At 59.7% G+C, this 22,339-nt stretch carries 17 protein-coding genes; 6 read left to right on the top strand and 11 right to left on the bottom strand.

The features are described from left to right. The first annotated feature begins 2 nt into the window (after nt 1–2). A complete protein-coding gene (locus BN1129_RS07290; protein ID WP_042035561.1) occupies nt 3–1,418 on the top strand; it encodes an FAD-dependent oxidoreductase in 1,416 nt (471 codons plus the stop codon). Between the two features lie 389 nt (nt 1,419–1,807). Here BN1129_RS07290 and BN1129_RS07285 read toward each other — a convergent pair whose 3' ends face one another. From BN1129_RS07285 to soxR, 3 genes are all read right to left on the bottom strand, one after another. Continuing rightward, nucleotides 1,808–2,218, bottom strand: coding sequence for a nuclear transport factor 2 family protein (locus BN1129_RS07285; RefSeq protein ID WP_042035559.1), 411 nt, complete (start codon nt 2,216–2,218; stop codon nt 1,808–1,810). 11 nt (nt 2,219–2,229) lie between these two features. Beyond that, nucleotides 2,230–2,808 carry an O-methyltransferase gene (locus tag BN1129_RS07280; RefSeq protein WP_042035557.1) on the bottom strand — a complete coding sequence of 193 codons (579 nt, stop codon included), beginning with the start codon at nt 2,806–2,808 and terminating at the stop codon, nt 2,230–2,232. Between the two features lie 79 nt (nt 2,809–2,887). Then, nucleotides 2,888–3,352 carry a redox-sensitive transcriptional activator SoxR gene (gene soxR, locus BN1129_RS07275; protein ID WP_042035556.1) on the bottom strand — a complete coding sequence of 155 codons (465 nt, stop codon included), beginning with the start codon at nt 3,350–3,352 and terminating at the stop codon, nt 2,888–2,890. 67 nt (nt 3,353–3,419) lie between these two features. Between soxR and BN1129_RS07270 the strand changes: the two genes are divergently transcribed. Further along, a complete protein-coding gene (locus BN1129_RS07270; RefSeq protein ID WP_042035554.1) occupies nt 3,420–4,391 on the top strand; it encodes a questin oxidase family protein in 972 nt (323 codons plus the stop codon). A 253-nt stretch (nt 4,392–4,644) separates the two neighbouring features. Here the strand turns inward: BN1129_RS07270 and BN1129_RS07265 are convergent, their stop codons facing one another. The 3 genes from BN1129_RS07265 to BN1129_RS07255 all read right to left on the bottom strand — a co-directional run bounded on the left by BN1129_RS07265 (nt 4,645) and on the right by BN1129_RS07255 (nt 7,677). Then, a complete protein-coding gene (locus BN1129_RS07265) occupies nt 4,645–5,289 on the bottom strand; it encodes a DUF2913 family protein (RefSeq protein WP_042035553.1) in 645 nt (214 codons plus the stop codon). 137 nt (nt 5,290–5,426) lie between these two features. Next, nucleotides 5,427–6,722 (bottom strand): DEAD/DEAH box helicase, encoded by a 1,296-nt coding sequence (locus tag BN1129_RS07260; protein WP_042035552.1) that lies wholly within the window; start codon nt 6,720–6,722, stop codon nt 5,427–5,429. A 304-nt stretch (nt 6,723–7,026) separates the two neighbouring features. Beyond that, entirely contained in the window at nt 7,027–7,677 is a 651-nt protein-coding gene (locus tag BN1129_RS07255) for a DedA family protein (protein WP_042035551.1), read from the bottom strand. A gap of 546 nt (nt 7,678–8,223) precedes the next feature. Between BN1129_RS07255 and BN1129_RS07250 the strand changes: the two genes are divergently transcribed. Both BN1129_RS07250 and BN1129_RS07245 read left to right on the top strand, forming a co-directional pair. Beyond that, nucleotides 8,224–9,117, top strand: a complete 894-nt coding sequence (locus BN1129_RS07250) for an NERD domain-containing protein (protein ID WP_042035549.1) — start codon at nt 8,224–8,226, stop codon at nt 9,115–9,117. 110 nt (nt 9,118–9,227) lie between these two features. Further along, on the top strand, nt 9,228–9,791 hold the full coding sequence (locus BN1129_RS07245; protein ID WP_042035547.1) for a hypothetical protein: 564 nt from the start codon (nt 9,228–9,230) through the stop codon (nt 9,789–9,791). A gap of 46 nt (nt 9,792–9,837) precedes the next feature. On the opposite strand, the gene BN1129_RS07240 is transcribed toward BN1129_RS07245, so the two are convergent. From BN1129_RS07240 to dapB, 5 genes are all read right to left on the bottom strand, one after another. Then, nucleotides 9,838–11,031, bottom strand: a complete 1,194-nt coding sequence (locus tag BN1129_RS07240) for a DUF1615 domain-containing protein (RefSeq protein WP_042035546.1) — start codon at nt 11,029–11,031, stop codon at nt 9,838–9,840. Nucleotides 11,032–11,277: 246 nt separating this feature from the next. Further along, nucleotides 11,278–12,936 (bottom strand): 2-isopropylmalate synthase, encoded by a 1,659-nt coding sequence (gene leuA / locus BN1129_RS07235; RefSeq protein WP_042035545.1) that lies wholly within the window; start codon nt 12,934–12,936, stop codon nt 11,278–11,280. A gap of 553 nt (nt 12,937–13,489) precedes the next feature. After that, on the bottom strand, nt 13,490–16,714 hold the full coding sequence (gene carB / locus BN1129_RS07230; protein WP_042035544.1) for a carbamoyl-phosphate synthase large subunit: 3,225 nt from the start codon (nt 16,712–16,714) through the stop codon (nt 13,490–13,492). Nucleotides 16,715–16,730: 16 nt separating this feature from the next. Then, on the bottom strand, nt 16,731–17,882 hold the full coding sequence (gene carA / locus BN1129_RS07225) for a glutamine-hydrolyzing carbamoyl-phosphate synthase small subunit (RefSeq protein WP_042035543.1): 1,152 nt from the start codon (nt 17,880–17,882) through the stop codon (nt 16,731–16,733). 670 nt (nt 17,883–18,552) lie between these two features. Continuing rightward, nucleotides 18,553–19,365, bottom strand: a complete 813-nt coding sequence (gene dapB / locus BN1129_RS07220) for a 4-hydroxy-tetrahydrodipicolinate reductase (protein WP_042035542.1) — start codon at nt 19,363–19,365, stop codon at nt 18,553–18,555. Nucleotides 19,366–19,607: 242 nt separating this feature from the next. Between dapB and BN1129_RS07215 the strand changes: the two genes are divergently transcribed. Both BN1129_RS07215 and BN1129_RS07210 read left to right on the top strand, forming a co-directional pair. After that, complete coding sequence (locus BN1129_RS07215) at nt 19,608–20,576, top strand: alpha/beta hydrolase (RefSeq protein WP_042035541.1); 969 nt, start codon at nt 19,608–19,610, stop codon at nt 20,574–20,576. Nucleotides 20,577–20,995: 419 nt separating this feature from the next. After that, a complete protein-coding gene (locus BN1129_RS07210) occupies nt 20,996–22,330 on the top strand; it encodes a Na+/H+ antiporter NhaC family protein (protein ID WP_042035540.1) in 1,335 nt (444 codons plus the stop codon). Nucleotides 22,331–22,339: the final 9 nt, after the last annotated feature.

The raw sequence follows: 22,339 nt of genomic DNA, 5'->3' as shown, positions 1-22,339 counted from the left end.
CTATGAGCCAGAACGTATTCCAGTTTATCGATGTCCAGCGGGTTGACCCGCCCAAGAAGCCGCTCAAGATCCGCAAGATCCAGTTTGTGGAGATCTACGAGCCCTTCAACCAGGCCCAGGTCGGCATGCAGGCGGATCGCTGCCTCGACTGCGGCAACCCCTATTGCGAGTGGAAGTGCCCGGTGCATAACTACATCCCCAACTGGCTGAAACTGGCCAACGAGGGGCGCATCCTGGAGGCGGTGGAGCTTTCTCACCAGACCAACAGCCTGCCGGAAGTGTGCGGCCGGGTCTGCCCGCAAGACAGACTGTGCGAAGGGGCCTGCACCCTCAACGATCGCTTCGGCGCCGTCACCATAGGCAACATCGAGAAATACATCACCGACAAGGCGTTCGAGATGGGCTGGCGCCCGGATCTCTCCAATGTGGTGAAAACCGACAAACGGGTAGCCGTCATAGGTGCTGGCCCGGCCGGGCTCGCCTGCGCCGACGTGCTGGCGCGCAGCGGTGTCAGCGCCGTGGTGTTTGACAAGTACCCCGAGATCGGCGGCCTGCTCACCTTCGGCATCCCCTCCTTCAAGCTGGAAAAAGAGGTGATGCAGCGTCGGCGCGAGATCTTCGAGGGGATGGGGATCGAGTTTCGCCTCGAAACCGAGGTGGGCAAGGATGTCACCTTCGCCGACTTGCTCGGTGAGTTCGACGCCATCTTCCTCGGGGTCGGCACCTACAAATACATGAAGGGCGGTTTCGACAACGAGACGGCCCCAGGGGTGTATGACGCCCTGCCCTACCTCATCTCCAACGCCAACCGGCTGTTGGGCTTTGAGAAGGCGCAGGCCGATTACATCGACTTCGCCGGCAAGCAGGTGGTGGTGCTCGGCGGTGGCGATACCGCCATGGACTGCGTCCGTACCGCCATCCGCCAGGGTGCCGACAAGGTGATCTGCGCCTACCGTCGCGACGCCGAGAACATGCCCGGCTCCAAGCGGGAAGTGAAGAACGCCCAGGAGGAAGGGGTGGAATTCATGTTCAATCTGCAGCCGGTCGGCGTCGAACTCGATGCCCATGGCCGCACCTGCGGCATCAAGGTGGTGAGCACAACGCTCAGTGCTCCCGATGCCAACGGCCGCCGCAATCCTGTGGTGATCGCGGGTTCCGAGCAGGTGCTGGCGGCCGATGCGGTGGTGATGGCGTTTGGCTTCCAGCCCAACCCGCAGCCCTGGATGGCGGAATACGACATCGAGCTCGACAGCCGGGATAGGATCAAGGCCCGTGAGCAGGCGGACTATGCCTTCCAGACCAGCAACCCCAAGGTGTTCGCCGGTGGCGATGCGGTGCGCGGCTCGGATTTGGTAGTGACCGCCATCTACGAGGGCCGCAAGGCCGCCGAAGGGATCATGGACTACTTGTCCGTTTAATCTGCCGTTTGAGCCGCGTCCAATACCCTCCCCAAGCAAACAGCCCCGCAGATGCGGGGCTGTTTTTTAGGGCGCGTACTTTTTTCATGATCCACTTCGTTATGTTGATAAACACCCAGCATGCTTGCCAAATAAAACACATTGGCGCCATGCAATTGTTTTTTCCCAAACCAGGATCCGTAGCGGACTGATTATTATCATTCACTGCAATATCAAAGACTAATCCGGCTGGCTATCGGCATGGACAACACATAACGCGGACCATTCCATTGCCAAACAATGAAATGTGGGGATATGCAGCGAAATAATGGATACGGGAATAAATGGAAGGTAACAACACAACATACTCATTCCCCCCAGGGTGGCATGGCTCACCCTGGGGGTCGGGATCAGGCGAGTTGCGACTCCCGGGGGATCGGGGTCACCCAGGGACGACGCCAGTGGGGAGCCTCGTGGAGATCAGGCCAGAATTCGGTCTGGTGCAGGATGGCGTCCCCGCACACAGAGTGAAAGGTGATGGCACGAGCCTGTACCAGGCCATCGGTGATCAACACCTCGGTCACCACCTCCCGCCCCTGCTCCAGCAGGCGGACCACCTCAAAATCCCAGGGACCCGCCGCCGGATAGCGGCGGTTGATCTCGATGAAGTTGCAGCGCCCCGCGATCCGCTCGCCCGACTGCGGCCAGTCACAGACATAATCCTCGCACAGCCACCTGGCCGCCTTGGCAAAATCGTTGCTCTGCATGGCCTGCCAATAGGCCTCTACCACAGCTTTTGGTTCCATGGTCTTGAATTCCATGCTCACTCTCCCTACAGACGCACCACCAGCCACTCCCCCTTGCCTACCGGCACCAAGGTGCTCTGGAAGGCCGGATCGCGCTGCACCTCACTCATCCACTCGCTCATCTCATCCCGATGGGAGATGGCGTTGTCCACCACCAGCAGGCCACGAGGGGCCAGCAGGCGCCGGATCTGCGGCCACCAGGCCCGATAGTGCTGACGATCTGAATCCAGGAAGACAAGCTGATAACCTTCCGTCGGCAGCTCGGCCAGCAGGGCCCCCGCCTCGCCCCCCAGCTGGGTGATCCAGTGGCTCAGGCCGGCACGCTGGAAGTTGGTGCAGGCCAGCGCACGCTTGCCCTCATCCAGCTCTATGGTCGTGACCCGGCCATCGAGCCTGCGTACCGCCTCGGCCAGCCAGAGGGTGGAGTAACCATTGGAGGTGCCTATCTCCAGCACGGCGTCGGCCCCTCTGGTCTGTACCAGCACCGCCAGCAATTCGCCGGTATCGCGGGTGATATTGAGCATCTTGCTGCCACGGGTCTGCTGCTGGCTGTCGTTGTATGCGCCAAACTGCTCCAGCTCCCGTTTAAGCTGTTCCAGTGCCATGTATCCTCCTTCACGGTTAAACGAGTCGGCCCTGTGCATGGCATGGTTGGGTCGACACTCATGTTCATCATGTTTCTGATCACGCGTCGGACGGCGGCGTCTCCCCCAGCAGATAGCGGGGACCGGCACCCTGTCTTGCTGCCTGATCATCCGGGTTATAAAGGGCGCAGTGCTCGAGCGACAGGCAACCGCAGCCGATGCAGGAGGTGAGCTTGCCCTTGAGCTGCTGCAGGGCCTCGATACGCTGATCGAGCAGCCCTTGCCACTGGCTGGCGATTTGCTCCCAGTCGCGGCGATCCGGTGTGCGACCATCGGGTAAACCGGCGAGGGCATCGGCAATGTCGCCAAGGCTCAACCCCATCCCCTGCGCCACCCGAATAAAGGCGATCCGGCGCAACGCATCCTGCGGATAGAGACGTTGACCCCCATCGCTGCGCACGCTGCGAAGCAGCCCCTTCTGCTCGTAAAAACGCAAGGCACTGGCGTTGACGCCGGAGCGCCTGGCTATCTGGCCTATGGCTAACCACTTGCGATCCGCATCCATCCTTGACCTCAAGTTAGCTTTAACTTGCACAATCCTCTCTCCCTCAACGAAAGGAGTCAAATGGATTATGCACTATCTTCATCGCCTGCTCGACGCCAACCGTGCTTTTGCCCTCAATGGCCGGGGTACCACCAACCACTGCCCGATGGCGCTGCATGCCCTGCACGAGATGGGAGCCAGCTCCCGCCAGCTGCAACACTTCTTCGATCATTGGCAGGCAACCCATGCGCTGCCGAGCGTGGAAATAGGTCAGGGGGAGGATGAAATCCGCTTCGTCAGGCTGCGTCAGCAACTGGCAACGCGGCTTGCCACCCAAGGCTGGCAGCCCACCTTTGAAACCCTGCTGGCACGCCGGCTTTCCCCTGCGGGAGGGGCCTTTCATCCCCTTATCCGCTTCGCCTGCGCCCTTGAAAATGGCCATGTGGGTGAGCAGGCCTCGGCGCTGGCCGCCTGGCAGTGCCGCTCCCTGATACTGCCCGCCGGAGAGGCCGCACCCAGCCGGGATGTCGCCAGCCTGCTGGCCGGGGTATCTGAACAGTGGGAGGGCGCGAGCTGGCAGGGAGAGTGGATCACAGAACGATTGCAGCAGGTGGCAGAGGCGCCACGCTGGCCGGGCACACTGCCACGCTCACTCGTCGAGTCGTCGGCGGTATTGGCCCAGCTGGCCGATATCGCCCTGAAGCTCTATTGGCAGACCGGCAATTTCACCGTGCTGCACATGGTGACCGGCAGCCGGGCAGCCATCTTGGTCGGGCAGCAGTTGCCCGGCGAGTGGCAAGCGCCGTGGCAAACCCTGATGTGGCAGGCGGTGGCGGCCGCTTATCTCACGGTCGGGGCGCCCGCGTTACGATCTCAACGCTGGCCGGACACCACTGGGCTGGATTGGGAGAGGGTGTTGCCGCGGGCACTGGCTAGCCTGGACGATCATGTGATCAAGCTGGTGCACTGCTGCTGGCGGGAACGGGAAACTTCGCCTCGTTATCTGGCGGTGGCGGCCCGCGCTGTGGGGCTGCTGGATGCGAGCAGCGGCAAGGCGTGACAAGCCCGCCCAGGGCGCAGCTGCTGGCCGGGCAACGCGGCGCAACCCTCAGGGTCAAGGACTGGGTGTGATACCGAGGTGATAAAGGCCAGGGCGCGACAGATCGTAGACCTGAGTCAGACCCACATCCGCCTGGCTCTGCTGGCCCGGCCCCAACATGGGCAGTAGCCACTTGAGCCGGCGGATGGGCTAGTCACCCGTGTTGATCAGCATCTGGCCGGGGGTTGGGAACAACCGGGGAAGGCGCTCGCCGTCAGGCTTTCGCCTCGGCCAGCAGCGCCAGCGCGGGCTGCAGGTTGGCCGGCACCAGACAATACGCCTTGTGGTGCTTGACCAGCGTGGTCTTCTTGTTGCCCTGGCTCAGCAGCAGGCCGTGGCGAAAGGCTGCCTCGGCCAGTTGGGTTTCATCACAGCGCGCATAGAGGGTCAGCGGCTTGACAAGCTCCCCCTGGACCAGGTGCTCGCCATATTCGCGGCTGGAGATCACCAGGCTGGATTGGCCCTGCCCCTGCAGACGCAGCTTGGCGCTCACCTCGCTGTCGGTAAACACTAACCAACCCGCGCTTTCCAGCTCGGCCAGCATGGTGGCCAGCTTGGTGCCGAGCTGTTGGGAGTCCGCCTGCACACGGGCGTACTGGAAGGCGATACGCTCCAGCAAGCCCTTGAGGTCGGCGCCAGCCCCCAGGGTGCGGCCCTGCTGGATCCAGCCTTTCAGATCCTCCATCACCAACCGGGAGAAGCGCTTCTCCTTGAGGGAGTCCGCCATCCAGGTGCAGAGAAAATGGCTCTCCTGAGCCGGGGTGCGCTTGCCCGCCTTCTGCTCGGCGGTACGCGCCAGCTCGGCAAGGCTCTGGGTGGCCATGTCGAGCAAGGCCTGATTGTAGTTGGGAGGTGTCATCACGAGTCCTCAGAGAGACGGGCGGGCCAGAGGCCGGGTCATCAACAGCATAAAGGCGCCAGTGGCGCCTTTATAGACAAAATCGCCCCGTCCGGCCTGCCCTGACAAGGGGAAGGCCCGGGCGGGGTTGGGCGCGCTTATTTCGGCTGGCGCGGCTTCTTCATTGCCGCCAGACGCTTGAGGCGCTGGCCCTGCAGCTTGGCTTCGGCCATGGCCTGGGCGGCGGCATTGTCATCGCGCTGGGGGCGCTTGCCGAAGCGACGACGCTCCTGCAACTGCTTGATCAGCTCGTCACGGTTGCCCACCTGGTAGCCCGGCACCATGACGCGGCGGATCTTCTGGCCGATCAGCGCCTCGATCTCGAGCAGGGTGCGCTCTTCTTCGCGGCTGACGAAGGAGATGGCCATACCGCTCTTGCCGGCGCGGCCGGTACGACCGATGCGGTGCACATAGTCTTCGGCCAGGAACGGCAGATCATAGTTGACCACGTACTGCAGATCCGGGATATCCAGACCACGGGCGGCCACTTCAGTGGCGACCAGCACCCGCACCTTGCCTTCCGTGAATTCACGCAAGGCGCGGCGACGGCTGCCCTGGGCCTTGTCGCCATGCACCACGGCGGACTTGATGCCATCCAGGTTCAGCTCGGCCACCAGCTCGTCGCAGCTTTCACGGGTACTGGCAAACACCAGCACCTGCGGCCAGTTCTGCTTGCCGATGAGCTCGGAGAGCAGCTCGCGCTTGCGCTTCTGCTCCACCGGATAGACGGTGTGGGTGACAGTGTCAGCGGTGGAGTTCTGCTTGTTGACGCTGATGATCTGCGGCTTGTCCAACATGACGTTGGCCAGCTTCTTCACCCCGTCGGAAAACGTGGCGGAGAAGAGCAGGTTTTGGCGGTCCTTGTTGACCGCTTGCAGGATCTGCTGCACATCGGCGCTAAAGCCCATGTCGAGAATGCGATCCGCTTCGTCCAGCACCAGACACTCGACGCCAGAGAGGCTGAGGTTGCAGGCGGTCAGGTGCTCCAGCAAACGACCTGGGGTCGCCACTATGATGTGAGCACCCGCTTTCAGCTTCTTGGCCTGCACATCCTGCTTGCCGCCGCCAACGAGCGTCAGCACAGTGACATCCAGGTACTTGGCGAAGTCATTGATGTTGCTCGCCACCTGGGCCGCCAGCTCGCGGGTCGGGGTCAGGATCAGCACACGGGCGTTGGACGGTTGCAGCTCGGCCGGCTTGTCCACCAGGCGCTGCAGTATCGGCAGGGCGAAGGCGGCAGTCTTGCCGGTCCCCGTCTGGGCACTGGCCAGCACATCGAGACCACGACGTATGGTCGGGATCGCCTGGCGCTGCACAGGGGTCATCTCCTGATAACCGCAATCTGAGACGGCACGCAAAATCTCGGGGGCAAAATCGAACGATTCAAATCTCATAAATTGGGTTCCTGTGTTCCAGCTGGGCTGTGTTTGGCTTGCGGCTCGGCGTAGGCGAGGCGGAGGTTGATACCACCGGTGGCTGCGTCCGACATCAAGTCAGAAAGTGAGCCGGAAAATGGCGGGCGCGAAGTGTAACAGATAGGCATCACAAATTCTGCCTCAAATGACCTGAGTTTTTATCCTCCTGCCAGGTACCTGCTTGAACGGGGATAGGCGACCCTGGCGGTTAGCTCGGCACCGCACCTTGGCCAGGTGAACATTCACAAAAAACACGCGGGTGACCTTGGCCACCCGCAGCCGATCAGCGGATACGGTTGGTCGGGCGCTTGAACAGCCGGATGGCAATGGCCGCCATGGCGATGACGAACAGGCCAAGGGAAGTCACCAGCAGACCCTTGGTTATCAGCTCGTGATACTGCTCAAACACGGGGGCCGCCATCACGAACTTGCCCACCAGACTCAGCAGCAGGGCCCAGAGGAAGGCGCTGGCAAAGCTTGCCATCATCACCCGCGGCAGATGCAGGCGCGAAACCCCCATCAGCATGGGCGTCAGCACCCTGACAAAGGGCACGAAACGGGAGGAGAACAGAGCCCAGAAACCGTAGTTCTGCAGCAGACGCGAGGCTCGTGGCAGACTGCCAGCGGGGATCATCCGCTCCACATGGCCCATGAAGGAGGTGCCGTGCAGCGCATGGCCCTGCAGATAGGCGATCAGGCTGCCAAGCCCGGCGGCAAGGGGCAAGTAAATCAGTGTGACTTCGGGGCCAAGCACCCCCATGCCCACCAGACCACCGGCCAGCAGCACCAGACTGTCACCAGGCAGGGGCAAAAAGACGAAGCTTGATTCGAGAAAGAGGATCACCACCAGACAGGTGACGAGCAGGCCCACCGCCTGCATCTGGATCAATTGGTCAAAGTCCTGTTGCCATATGGCAAGCAGTATATCCTGCATCTGGTGACTCCCATCAACGTCAGTGAGCATCCATCCTGGGGAACCGGATGGCCCCCGCTGCGGCTGACACACCCTGTCGCCATCTGTTTTTCCTCCTTGAAAGACTTTCGTTATACACCCGTTCAAGTGAACAAAAAATTAATGCAGCGGAGATAATCGGCTCGGCGCGACGAAAAACTCACTGGGCTATGACTCGAGTTCGACAGCAGCAAGTACCACATCAACGTGACCCGCACCCGGTTGGTGGCCTGCGGTATGTTCAGCCACAACACCAGCGGCTACGGCGTCGGGCTGAAGCCACCCCCTTCCTGCTCCTCCCTTCGCCGATCACCCCGCCTTTTTCTGTGGCACTGGCGCAGAAAAATAGTGATGCACCACTCAGTTGGTGGAAGCGGTCACACATTCACCTCAGTCAACTCGCTAAAGTAGTTCACTTCGACACCCTATTTTCCGTATGACGCTGACCCGGTCGCCCCAGCGCTGGCCAAGGCCAATTAAAAAGCCTCCGCTGTCAGGGACTGGTTTCGGGGAGCAAGGAGAAATGAAATGGACTTTACCGCTCTAATAGCCGTTGTTTTGGCTCAACTCTGGTATCTGCTCCCGCTACTGTTGCTGGTAACCATCGCCAAAAGCCCCTGGTTCAAGGGCATGATCGGAGAGTGGCTGATCAACGTCAGCATCCGGCTCTTTCTCGACAAGCAGGAATATCAGCTGCTGAACAATGTCACTCTGCCGCTCGAGCAGGGCACCACCCAGATCGATCACGTTATCGTCTCCCGCTTTGGGGTATTTGTGATAGAGACCAAAAACATGAAGGGGTGGATCTTCGGGGATCCAAGACACAAGCGCTGGACCCAGCAACTCTTTCGACGCCGGCACGGTTTTCAGAACCCGCTGCATCAAAACTATCTGCATGTGATGACGCTCAAAACCCTGCTGGGACTGGCAGATCACCAGCTGCACTCGATCGTCTATTTTATTGGCGACTGCACCTTCAAGACCCCCATGCCAGACAACGTCATGCGGCGTGGTCTGGTCAGCCATATAAAAAGAAAGACCACTCCCGTACTGACCCCTGCCGAAGTCTCCCACATTGTCGAAACCATCCAGCAAGAACGACTGGCCGCCAACTGGCAGATCCATAAACAGCATGTTGCACAACTAAAGGCGCGCCATACCACTCCACATAGCAAACCAATGGCAGCCAAAACTGTCCCCGTGAACTTGGCTGCATATGACCCGGTGGAGATAAGCCAGACACTCGGCGATCACACCCCCGCCTGTCCAAAATGCGGCAGCCATATGGTATTGCGAACCGCTACTCGGGGTGAAAACAAGGGCAATCAGTTTTGGGGGTGTAGCGGATTTCCAAAATGCAGGAGCGTTATTTTATTACACCGTCAGCCCCCTAAATCGGAGATGACGATAAAGCATCATTAAACGAACCAGAGCAATTGACGCTGTGCTGGAAATTTATTTTATGTCTACACCCTAGCGCCGCTTTAAAACCCCTTGGTTTGGATACATCAGTACATTTATGGAGCAATATCATGCAAGTGTTTCTAGATAAGCTAATGGCTCGTTTGCATAGCCGATACACAAATATTTTCTCTCACTACTACCCTGCACATGGCTCTACCGGCTTCACCGAACGAAATCTCACCAACAACTTTGTTTCTGCGCTGGAAAGTCTCTATCCCGACTCATGCGTCTCATGGTTTGAGGCTCCAATCGGCCTCACAGCCAAGAAACATATGGATGCTGTGGTGTTCACTAAAAATGAGCTATTTCTTATTGAGGCTAAGCGCTTTACGGCACCTCAATCAAAAATTCACAGTGTCAGAAATGATATTGAGCGAATGCAATCCAATGAAGCACTTCTGCTGATTGAAAAAGGTTTTATCAACCCGATACAACGCCAGCGTTATGCGGTGATACTGGCCGATGTCTGGACAGAAACTAAAAGTAAAAAAGATATCGTTAAAAGTTGGCCAACCTGCCTCAAGAGTGATCCGTTCCTGTATAGCAAAGTACTAGAGTTCAATGCGCTCCCTGTAGAAGGAGAATGGAAACACAATTACAAGCTGTTGGTCGCCGTTAAAAAATTAAATTAATGCTGCTATATCAACATAAAACAAAGGTGGCCACTGGCCGCCCTTGTTACTCCGATGACAGAGATCCCAACCGTTTCAGGCAGGTTTGCTGGCGCCACTGCACCCGTTTGGCAAACCAGGCGGTGGTGAGGTTGCGGGTGATCTTGGGGCTCTTCAGGGAGATGCCCGGCAGCACGGCGCGGGGTTGCCGCTTGCCGGCTTGCTTGTCGGCCAGGGTAAAGACCCTATGGTAGAGATCGGTCTTGGCAAATTCGGCGGTATCCCCCAGTTTCAGGCTCTGGTGAATGGCCTGTTTGCTCATATTGACCCGGCTGGCAAGGGTATAGACCGCCAGCTCCGTCTTGCCCGGCAGATCTGAGTCGTAGCGAATAAGGTCTCCGTCCAGCGCCAGGATTTTACCACTTAAACGGCTGACTGCGGCCTGAAAAGCGGCGTTGCGGCTGGCGTACCAGCCTGCATTGAAGTCGGCGAAGCGGTAGAGGGCATCCGGGTAGTCTGCGGGATAACCAAGCAGGTGCTTGGTACCAAACCAGATGCCGCCACGGCGGGTAAAGACTTCGTGGCGAATGGAGTCCTTGACGGGGTAAGGGTAGCCACGGGCGTTGGCCTCGGCGAAGGCGATGCTGACCTGCATGGGGCCGCCGGTGCGCACCGGGTTCATGTTGCCAAACAGGGTCTTGCCCATGGGCACCTCCCCTATCATGTCCTCGAAGATCTCGCTCATCTCCCGCTCGGTGCGAAGCTTGTCAATACGCTCGGCATAGCTCTTGCCGGTGGGGGAATGGATGCTGAGCGCAGTGCGCACCATAAACTCGGGGATCAGCAGCTTGCCGGCACGGGCGTTGATCTCCTGCCAGGCGATCTTGCCAAGGCCCGGCACCACGGGATCGGCCTGAAAGGTGGACTCCTGCTCGACCACCGCCAGCACTGAGCAGACGTTCTCGTCGGTCACGGCCAGATCCTGTTTGGCGAGGGCCGTGACTATGTCCTGCGCCCAGCCGTTACGATCCACGGTACGGGCTGGCAACAGGAGCACTATGCGCGACTGCATGCTGGCCGGGGCTCTGGGGGTCTGGGCCTTGGGCAGAGCGGCGGGTTTGGTAATGGCCAGGCCTGTGATGGCGGCACTGCCAGGTTTGCGGGTATCGCCCTGACTGGCCGGTTCGCTGGCACAGCCAGCCAGCAGCAAGGCGGCCAGCAGGGGCCCGACATGATGAGGATAACGAGTGAGATGATGCATGAAAGCTTCCCGATGGATGAGGCGCCACAGGCTTGAGCAGACAAGTCCGAGCCCCAGCAGCTGGGCATTGTAGAGGATTGATGGGGGGATCTGAAGAATTGGGGGATCTGAAGACAGGAGCCTGACCAGCCAGATAGCACCGGCCCCCGTCCAACCAGGCCCCCGCCGGTTGGACGGGGGCCTTGCCGATGTATCGGCCATGACCAGAGGTAAAGACAGTGTCCCGGCAGCAGCTCAGGGGGCGGATCAAGCCGTCTGGCGCAGGGCCTCAATTTGCGCCGCGCCATTGATCACCGCCTGCAAGGAAGCGTTGACCACGTCGCGACCGATGGCGACCCCGCACATGCGCTGGCCATCGACACTCAGCAGCACATAGGCGGCGGCGCGGGACTCGGTGCCGGCGCTGAGGGCATGTTCCGAGTAATCGAGCACGTCTATGTGCATCCCGGTCTGGCGCTCCCAGCCGTTGACCAGCGCAGTGATGGCCCCCTCCCCTTCACCGCACAGTTGCAGTGCGCCGTTCGGGGTCTGCAACTCGAGGCGCAGACTCTCCTGACTGTCGTGACCAAGCTGGAAGCGACCGATGCGATAACCGTGCACCGGCTCGAGGTAGTGCTGCTCGAACAGGGCACGGATCTGCTCAGGGCTTATTTCGCTGCTGCTTGCCTCGGCCTGCGCCTGTACCCGGCGACTGAAGTCGATTTGCAACCAGCGCGGCAGTTGCAGGCCAAGGTCGCGCTCCAGCAGATAGGTGACGCCGCCCTTGCCGGACTGGCTGTTAATGCGGATCACCGCCTCGTAGCTGCGGCCCAAGTCTGCGGGATCGATGGGCAAATAAGCCACATCCCAATAGGCATTGGGCTTCTCTGCTGCCAGGGATTTGCGAATGGCATCCTGATGGCTGCCGGAAAACGCCGTGTAGACCAGCTCGCCCGCGTAGGGGTGGCGCGGGTGCAGGGCTATCTGGGTGCAGGCCCCCACGGTGGCGACGATGGCATCCATGTCAGAGAGATCCAGCTCGGGGTCTATGCCCTGGCTGTAGAGGTTCATGGCCATGGTGACGATGTCCATGTTGCCGGTGCGCTCGCCATTGCCGAGCAGGGTGCCCTCAATGCGATCGGCCCCCGCCAGCACCGCCAGCTCGGCGGCAGCCACCCCGCAGCCCCGATCGTTGTGGGTGTGGATGGAGATGCTCACCTCGGGACGCGCCTTGAGGTGGCGGCAGAACCACTCCACCTGATCCGCAAACACATTGGGGGTGTTCACCTCCACCGTGGCTGGCAGGTTGAGGATCATGGGACGGCCTGCGGGGCGCCACTCGTCGATGACGGCGTCACACACCTCTAACGCGAACTCCACCTCGGTGCTGCTAAAACTCTCGGGGGAATACTGAAAGCTCCACTCTGTGCCGGGGTTGCGCACCGCATGGTCGCGCACCCAACGCGCCCCCTGCACGGCGATGGCCTTGACCCCCTCGCGCCCGGTGTTGAATACATAGTTGCGCTGGGTCGGGTTGACCGAGTTGTAGACGTGGACGATGGCGCGTTTGGCCCCCTTGAGCGATTCGAAGGTACGGGCAATGAGATCCTCACGGGCCTGCACCAGCACCTGTATGGTGACATCGTCCGGAATGAGATTGCGCTCGATGAGCTCACGCACGAAGTCAAAATCGGGCTGGGAGGCGGCAGGGAACCCCACCTCGATATGCTTGAAGCCCACATGGACCATCAGTGCCCACATTTGCAGCTTCTGGGCCACCGTCATCGGTTCGACCAGCGCCTGATTGCCATCGCGCAAGTCCACAGCGCACCAGCGCGGCGCACGCGTCATCACTCGGTTGGGCCATTGACGGTCCGCCAGCGCGATCACGGGGGCGGGGCGGTATTTGCGATGATCGAAGCTCATATTCAGATTCCCTTGGCTGATGTCCTTGAGGCGCGGCGCCGTTGCGGGCAATGAAGGTGAGCAACGACGCGACTGGGCAGGCAAGCTGACGGGGTAAGGAGGGGGAAGCGGGCTTGCGTGGTAACGCTGGCCCTGACGGTTGCGTGGGTGGTAACCCCACAACCGGTTTCCTGTGGTCCCTATGGATAAAGGGGCCGGCCTCGGCTGCCGGATAAGCAACTGGCCCTGAGCCTCGCACCCCGCGGTTGCGGGCGCAGACGACCTTGTTTGATGAGAAATCAGTATATAGAGGTGGGCCGGGCGAGTGATTGCAAAGATTGCAAACCAGAGCCGCCAATGCGCAATCATTATCACTTTTATGCTGTTAATAGGGTGTATATCACCCTCCGCTGACCATATCCCCTCTCCCATGCGCACCTTTCCCCCATGACGGAGGCTGGTCAGAGCCGCCAAAAAAACAGAAACCCCGCCATCGCTGGCGGGGTTTTTCAGGGTGCGCGTGTGTTGTGCAACGAGGAGCAGGAAGATTCCCCTGCCCTTTATTGCGCAATCCTTAGCGGTTCTTCACCTTCTGGTGCAGCTCCTGCACCGAGTTGACGTTGGCGGTGGCATCCATACTGATGGCCATGCAGGTGGCAAACGCCTCATTCATGGTGGTGGTATAAGCCACTTTGTTCTGCAAGGCGGCGCGGCGCAACTGCTTGGAGTCCTGGATCGCCACCCGCCCTTCGGCGGTGTTGACGATATAGGTGTACTCGCCATTCTTGATGCGATCCAGAATGTGCGGGCGACCCTCGTGCACCTTGTTGACCAGGCGCGGGTTGATGCTGGCTTCGCCCAGGGCGACTGCGGTGCCGTGGGTGGCATCGAGCTCGTAGCCCAGCTCCAGCAGCTTGGCGGCCAAATCCACAACCTGCGCCTTGTCGCTGTGGCGTACCGACAGCAGGGCGCGGCCCTCTTTCGGCACGGCGTGGCTGGCACCCAGCTGGGCCTTGGCATAGGCCTCGGCAAAGCTGCTGCCCACTCCCATCACTTCACCGGTAGAGCGCATCTCTGGCCCCAGCAACGGGTCAACCCCCGGGAACTTGGCGAAGGGCAGTACCACCTCTTTCACCGAGTAGTAAGGCGGGATGATCTCCTTGGTGAAGCCTTGGCTCTGCAGCGACTGACCGGCCATGACGCGGGCGGCGATCTTGGCCAGCGGCGCACCGGTCGCCTTGGAGACAAACGGCACGGTACGGGCAGCGCGCGGGTTCACCTCGATGAGGTAGATGTCATTACCTTTAACCGCGAACTGCACGTTCATCAGGCCGATAACGCCGAGCTCCAGCGCCAGCTTGCGCACCTGCTCGCGGATCTCGTCCTGAATTGCCTTGGACAAGGTATAAGGCGGCAGGGAGCAGCCGGAGTCACCGGAGTGGATACCGGCCTGCTCGATATGCTCCATGATGCCGCCGATGACCACATCGGTGCCGTCGCAGATAGCATCCACGTCCAGTTCGGTCGCGTCATCCAGGAAGCGGTCCAGCAGTACCGGCGATTCGTTGGAGACGCTCACCGCCTCGGCGAAGTAACGGCGCAGGTCAGTCTCGTCATAGACGATCTCCATGGCGCGGCCACCCAGTACGTAAGAGGGACGAACCACCAGCGGATAGGTGATCCGCTCTGCGGTCAGCACCGCCTGCTCCAACGCGGTGACGGTGCCGTTTTCCGGCTGCTTGAGGCCGAGGCGCTCAACCGCAGACTGGAAGCGCTCGCGGTCTTCGGCGCGGTCGATGGCATCCGGGCTGGTACCGATAATCGGCACGCCGTTGGCTTCGAGTGCTCGGGCCAGTTTCAGCGGGGTCTGGCCACCGTACTGGACGATCACGCCCTTGGGTTTCTCGATGCGCACGATTTCCAGCACATCTTCCAGGGTCACCGGCTCGAAGTAGAGGCGATCCGAGGTGTCGTAATCGGTGGAGACGGTTTCCGGGTTGCAGTTGACCATGATGGTCTCGTAACCGTCTTCGCGCAGGGCCAGCGCCGCATGCACGCAGCAGTAGTCGAACTCGATACCCTGACCGATACGGTTCGGGCCGCCGCCGATGATCATGATCTTGTCACGATTGGTCGGGGCCGCCTCGCACTCCTCGTCATAGCTCGAGTACATGTAGGCGGTGTTGGTGGCAAACTCGGCCGCGCAGGTATCGACCCGCTTGTAGATTGGGAAGATATTGTGGCGGGCACGCAGTTTACGCACCTCGGCCTCGGCCACGCCGAGGATCTTGGCCAGACGGGCGTCGGCAAAGCCCTTGCGTTTCAGGGCGCGCAGGAAGTCGGCATCGAGACCGGCCATGCCGCGCTCTTTCACCTGCTCTTCCAGCTTGATGAGATCTTCTATCTGCACCAGGAACCAGGGGTCAATCTTGGTCAGCTTGAAGATACCGTCCATGGAGAGACCGGCGCGGAATGCATCGGCGATGTACCAGATCCGGTCGCAGCCAGCGTCCTGCAGCTCGTGACGGATACGGGTCAGGGAGTCCGGAGCATTGAGGTCAACCATGGGGTCGAAGCCGGTCTTGCCGGTCTCGAGGCTGCGCAGCGCCTTGTGCAGTGACTCCTGGAAGTTACGGCCAATGGCCATCACTTCACCGACCGACTTCATCTGGGTAGTGAGGCGGTCGTTGGCACCGGCAAATTTTTCGAAGTTGAAGCGCGGCACCTTGGTGACCACGTAGTCGATGGCCGGCTCGAAGGAGGCCGGGGTGCGACCACCTGTGATGTCGTTCATCAGCTCGTCCAGGGTGTAACCTATGGCGAGCTTGGCGGCGATCTTGGCGATGGGGAAACCGGTCGCCTTGGAAGCCAGCGCAGAGGAGCGCGACACCCGCGGGTTCATCTCGATGATGACCATGCGGCCATCTTTCGGGTTGATACCGAACTGGACGTTGGAGCCACCTGTCTCGACCCCGATCTCGCGCAGTATCGCCATGGAGGCGTTGCGCATGATCTGGAACTCCTTGTCGGTCAGCGTCTGGGCTGGCGCGACCGTGATGGAGTCACCGGTGTGGATGCCCATGGGGTCGAAGTTTTCGATGGTGCAGACGATGATGCAGTTGTCGTTGCGATCCCGCACCACTTCCATCTCGTACTCTTTCCAGCCGATCAGCGACTCATCGATGAGCAGCTCTTTGGTCGGCGACAAGTCCAGACCGCGCTCGCAGATCTCGACGAACTCTTCGGTGTTGTAGGCGATGCCACCGCCCGAGCCACCCATGGTAAAAGAGGGGCGGATGATGCAGGGGAAGCCAACCATCTGCTGCACGCCCCACGCCTCTTCCATGTTATGGGCGATACCGGCGCGCGGACACTCGAGACCAATGCTCTTCATGGCGATGTCGAAACGACGGCGATCTTCGGCCTTGTCGATGGCATCGGCGGTGGCACCGATCATCTCGACACCGAACTCGGCCAGCACACCGTGTTTTTCCAGATCCAGCGCGCAGTTCAGTGCTGTCTGGCCGCCCATGGTGGGCAGCACGGCATCCGGGCGCTCTTTCTTGATGATCTCGCGTACCACTTCCCAGGTGATGGGCTCGATGTAGGTGGCGTCCGCCATCTCCGGATCGGTCATGATGGTGGCCGGGTTGGAGTTCACCAGAATGACGCGGTAGCCCTCCTCGCGCAGGGCTTTGCAGGCCTGGGCGCCGGAGTAGTCAAATTCGCAGGCCTGGCCGATAACAATGGGGCCGGCGCCGAGGATCAGGATGCTCTGTAGGTCGTTACGTTTTGGCATGGCTTCTCTTTTCCTCTTAAGCGCGATACTGCTTGATCAATTCAATAAAGTGGTCGAACAGACCGGCACAGTCGTGCGGGCCCGGGCTCGCTTCGGGGTGACCCTGGAAGCTGAAGGCCGGACGGTCGGTGCGGTGAATACCTTGCAGGGATCCGTCAAACAGGGAGACGTGAGTGGCGCGCAGGCAGTCTGGCAGGGAGCTCTCGTCCACGGCGAAACCGTGGTTCTGGGCGGTGATCATCACTGTGTTGTCATCGAGGCTCTTGACCGGATGGTTGGCGCCGTGGTGGCCAAACTTCATCTTGACGGTCTTGGCACCGGAGGCCAGACCCAGCAGCTGGTGACCCAGGCAGATACCGAACACCGGGGTGTTGGTATTGAGGAAGGTCTTGATGGCCTCGATGGCGTAGTCGCACGGCTCGGGGTCACCGGGGCCGTTGGAGAGGAAGATGCCATCGGGATTCATCGCCAGCACCTCGGCGGCCGGGGTCTTGGCCGGCACCACTGTCAGACGGCAGCCACGATCCACCAGCATGCGCAGGATGTTGCGCTTGACGCCAAAGTCATAGGCCACCACGTGGTATTTGAGTTCATCGGCCGCCGGGGTGACATGCCCCTTGCCAAGCTGCCAGCTCCCTTCGGTCCAGGCGTAGGGCTGCTCAACCGTAACTTCCTTGGCCAGATCCATCCCCTTGAGACCAGGGAAGGCGCGGGCCTGTTCGAGGGCCTTCTCTGCACCGAGCAGACCGTCATCTACCTGTTTACCGGCCAGAATGCAGCCAGCCTGGGCGCCTTTCTCGCGCAGGATACGGGTCAGTTTGCGGGTGTCGATGTCGGCGATGCCAACGATGTTGTGAGACTTGAGGTAATCGGAGAGGGATTGCTGATTGCGGAAATTGGAGGCAAGTATCGGAAGGTCACGGATGATCAATCCCTGAGCGTGGATTTGACTGGACTCTTCATCTTCGCTGTTGGTGCCGGTGTTGCCTATATGGGGGTAAGTGAGGGTGACTATCTGACGGGAATAAGAGGGATCGGTGAGGATTTCCTGATAGCCCGTCATCGACGTATTGAAAACCACTTCACCAACGGAACATCCCTCGGCGCCTATCGACACGCCTTTGAACACAGTTCCATCTTCCAGCACTAGCAATGCAGTGTGATTCAAGACAACCTCCAGTTATTTAGCTTTAAATTCAGCAATTTACCTGGGTGTTGCGGGTCCGGACCCTGTGTAAAACAGGGCTCAAACCCGGCAGATTTCTGGCAAATTGGGCGCATTCTACTTAAAAACGATCGCATTTCAACGTCTTTTCTCGTTTTAAATGCATCTAAATTCAATAAAAAAGCAACATTACCCATTATCTATGCACTATGTTGCTTTGCAACCCCCTCCGCCAAAAGAAAAGGCAAAACCTGATGCAAAAGGGAGCGCTCATGCCACTCAACCCACAAAAATCAAATCTTAAACCTTAAAAAACAATGAATTGAAATTCACAAAAAAAATTAATATCGAGTTAAAAGAGCTTTTTATTGCCCATTCAGTGGCAAGAAAACGTGTAAAACGTTTTTCTCGTTTTGAATTTTTAGTCTTTTTCATGTCATGTAAAAAATGCGGACACAGGGGGCATTGAGGCTCAATCCCATTACCCTTTGATGACATTTGGGCAATGAGCGGATGGGATGGATTGGGTAAAGAAGCAGTTTAGGCCATTTCACATACAAAACAGGATGTAAGTGCCATTTATACAAAAACAGATGAAAAACCCCGGCGAACCGGGGTTTGGCAACACTGTCAGGAGGAACCATTGCAGTCCACCTGCCGCCACCTTGGCCACTCACTTGAGGTCGAGCACATCCTGCATGTCGTAGAGACCGGCACTCTGCTGGCCCAGCCACTTGCCGGCCCGCACGGCCCCATTGGCGAAGGTGAGACGGCTGGAAGCCTTGTGACTGATCTCCACCCGCTCGCCGATGTCGGCAAACATGACGGTGTGCTCCCCCACCAGATCGCCGGCGCGAATGGTGGCAAAGCCGATGGTGTTGCGATCCCGCTCACCGGTGATCCCCTCACGGCCATAGACGGCGCACTCTTTCAAGTCACGTCCGAGGGTCTTGGCCACCACTTCCCCCATGGAGAGCGCAGTGCCGGACGGTGCATCCACCTTGTGCCTGTGGTGACCTTCGATGATCTCGATGTCGGTGTAATCCCCCATCACCTTGGCCGCCTGCTCCAGCAGCTTGAACACCAGGTTGACGCCGACCGAGTAGTTGGAGGCGAACACGATGCCGATCTGCTTGCCGGCCTCTTGCAGGGCCGCCTTGCCCGCATCGTCAAAGCCGGTGGTGCCGATCACCATCTGCTTCTGATGAGCCAGTGCAAACGCCAGGTTGGCCAGGGTTACCTCAGGACGGGTGAAGTCGATGATGAGATCAAACTCATCCCGCACCTTGTCCAGGCTGTCGCTGATCACCACCCCCAGGGTGCCCAGACCATTGAGCTCACCGGCATCGAGACCGATCACGGCAGAGCCAGGTCGCTCCAGCGCTGCCCCGACCACCACGCCATCGGCGTTGGTGATGGCTTCCAGCAGCACCTTGCCCATACGACCATTACAGCCCATCACGGCCACACGGATCGGATTGTCCATCTCCACCCTCTCATCTGTTTATTATGGAAAGAGACCGTTTTACCAGCCTGCGCCCGCTTTGAAAAGCCGTGAGACACGCTCTTTGGTTCTGGCTCGACAGTGAACCGCTCAACATGGCTAATGCACAGGCTTGCCACTCCCCCCACAGACTGACGGTTTGAGGTTTGCTAGAGACGGCACCATATGATAGGTTTCCGCCGATAAAAAGCTGCAATTGACGCCCATAGCTAGGAAGTAAACATATGAATACGAGATTGCTGTGCGTACTGGGCCTGCTGTCGCTCGGCCTTGTCACCCTTGTGGCGGCGCTGCTGTTTGGCGGGCCAGGTCCGGCGCCGGAGATGACCAGTATCAGCGACCCCTTCAAACACATTGATTGGCGTAACATCCCCTCATCTTCCAGATACAAGGCCCGAGACGGTACCGAGCTCGCCTACCGGCACTACGCCTCCGCCGGCAAGCATATCAGGGGCAGCGTGGTACTTGTTCATGGCTCCTCGGCCAATGGCCAGAGCATGCACAAGATGGCAAGTGCCTTCGCGCAAGCGGGATACGACGCCTACGCCCTCGATATCCGCGGCCATGGCGAGTCGGGCCAGAGAGGCACGATAGCCTACATAGGCCAACTGGAAGACGATCTGGAAGATTTCGCCGCAGCAGTGGCCCCGAGTCAACCCGCCACCCTCGCGGGCTTCTCGTCCGGCGGTGGCTTTGTGCTGCGCGTCGCCGGTGGCTCACGACAAACCCTGTTCGACAACTACCTGCTCCTCTCCCCCTATCTCGGCCCCACGGCCGCCAACTACCGACCAAACAGCGGCGGCTGGGTGAGTGTCGGCATTCCTCGCCTCATTGCCCTGAGCATCCTCAACGGTTTCCATATTTCCGCACTCAACCATCTGACGGTGCTGAACTTTGCGCTCAATGACGAAGCGAAAGCTCTCCTGACCCCCTCCTACTCATTCAACCTCGCCGCGAACTTCCAGCCAGAGCGCGACTACCGGCAGAATTTGCGCAATGTACAGCGCCCCTGCGCCGTGATCGCGGGCACCGATGACGAAGCGTTTAAAACCGACCAACTGGAACCCGAGTTAAGAGCACTCGGCATTCCATGGCCCGTCACCCTGGTGCCAGGTATCAGCCACATTCCCCTGACTCTCGATAGCCACGCCCTGGCTGCAGCCGTTCAAGCAGTGGGGGAAATGGCGCAGTAACAGCGCCACCTTGACCGAATATCAGCGCCGCCTTGTGGTCTGTAGATGCCAGTGCAACGCTCGCTATACTCTGCAGGCGGCGTTAAAGCCCAATCCCAAACGCACAGAGCGTCCGGATATCCAGTACCCCCACATGCCCCGTCAGCCACATCCCATGTCAGTGAAAAATGCGCAGATAACCCGCCCCATGACACCGAATAATTAACAATATTAATTGATTTATCCGAACATACTTTTGATATTTTAATGAATGCTGAACTGATCAATAAAAACACCTATCCGTCTGGACGTCTATCTTGACCGGATGGCCCCGACTCACTACTGTAGGCGCCCCATAGCGGCAGGATGCCCGCCAGGCTCACCCCCGTTCATCAGGGCTGGCTGCGACAGGGAGGTCATGTTCAACCACAGAGGAACACATGATCCAGACCCAACCCAGTGCCAGAGCCCTGCTGCCTCTTCTGGCCTTTCTCGCGCTCTTTATCGGTACCGGCACCTGGCTCACCCTGCAGGGGGTCGAGTTCGCCTTCTACCAGTTGCCCGCCCCCGTAGCTGCCCTGCCCGCCGTCATACTGGCGCTGATGCTGGGGAGAGAGGGGTTCAACAAGAATCTGGAGACCTTCTTCAAGGGGGTCGGTGACAGCAACATCATGGCGATGTGCCTCATCTATCTACTGGCGGGCGCCTTTGCCACTGTGGCCAAGGCCACCGGCGGGGTGGATGCCACTGTCGCGCTGGGCCTGTCGCTGATCCCGGGCTGGTTCCTGCTGCCGGGGCTGTTCCTCATCTCTGCCTTTATTGCCACCGCCATGGGCACCTCCATGGGCACGATCGGGGCCGTGGCACCCGTGGCCCTTGGCGTTGCCCAAGCCGCCGGGATCGATCCCGTGCTGATGGCCGGCACCATTCTCTCCGGCGCCATGTTCGGCGATAACCTCTCCATCATCTCCGACACCACCATAGCGGCAACCCGCAGCCAGGGCTGCGAGATGAAGGACAAGTTTCGCGAGAATTTCAAGATTGCCGCCCCCGCCGCCATCGCAGTGATCCTGCTCTATCTGACCCTGGGATCCGTGGGAGAAGCCCCCGCCACGACAGCCCATGCGGATCTGTTCAAGGTAATGCCTTACCTGCTGATCCTGGTGCTGGCCCTATCCGGCATGAACGTCTTCATGGTGCTGGGCATTGGCATACTGGCCGCTGGCGCTGTGGGCATGGTCAGCGGTTATCCGCTGGGCCAGTTCAGCAAGGACATCTATCAGGGCTTTACCAGCATGCAGGAGATCTTCCTGCTCTCCATGCTGCTCGGGGGTCTCGGCACCCTGATGGAACGCCAGGGCGGGCTGGCCTGGATCAGCGAGCGGATCAGTACCCTGATTGCCCGCTTCACCCGCCAGCACGATGGCGAGCAGAACGAGAGGGCGGCCGAGCTCGGCATCGCCGGCGTAGTGGGACTGACCAACCTCTGTATCGCCAACAATACAGTGGCCATTATCGTCGCCAGCAAGGTGGCACGGGAGCTGGCGGAGCATCACGGCGTCACCCCGCGCCGCGCCGCCTCCATGCTGGATATCTTCTCCTGCGTGGTACAAGGGTTGCTCCCCTGGGGCGCCCAGGCGCTGCTGCTGGGTTCCATCTTCGCCCTCTCTCCGCTCTCGGTGGTGAGCATGAGCTTCTATCCCATGGCCCTGGCGTTGGCGGCTATAGTGGCCGTGTTCGTCAAACATCAGATGGCCAAGGGCTCTGACAAGTAATTACATCCG

The sequence above is a fragment of the Aeromonas popoffii genome (genome assembly GCF_000820025.1).
In the GTDB taxonomy this organism is placed as follows: Bacteria; Pseudomonadota; Gammaproteobacteria; order Enterobacterales; family Aeromonadaceae; genus Aeromonas; species Aeromonas popoffii.
This window is presented reverse-complemented; position numbering and strand designations above follow the sequence as displayed.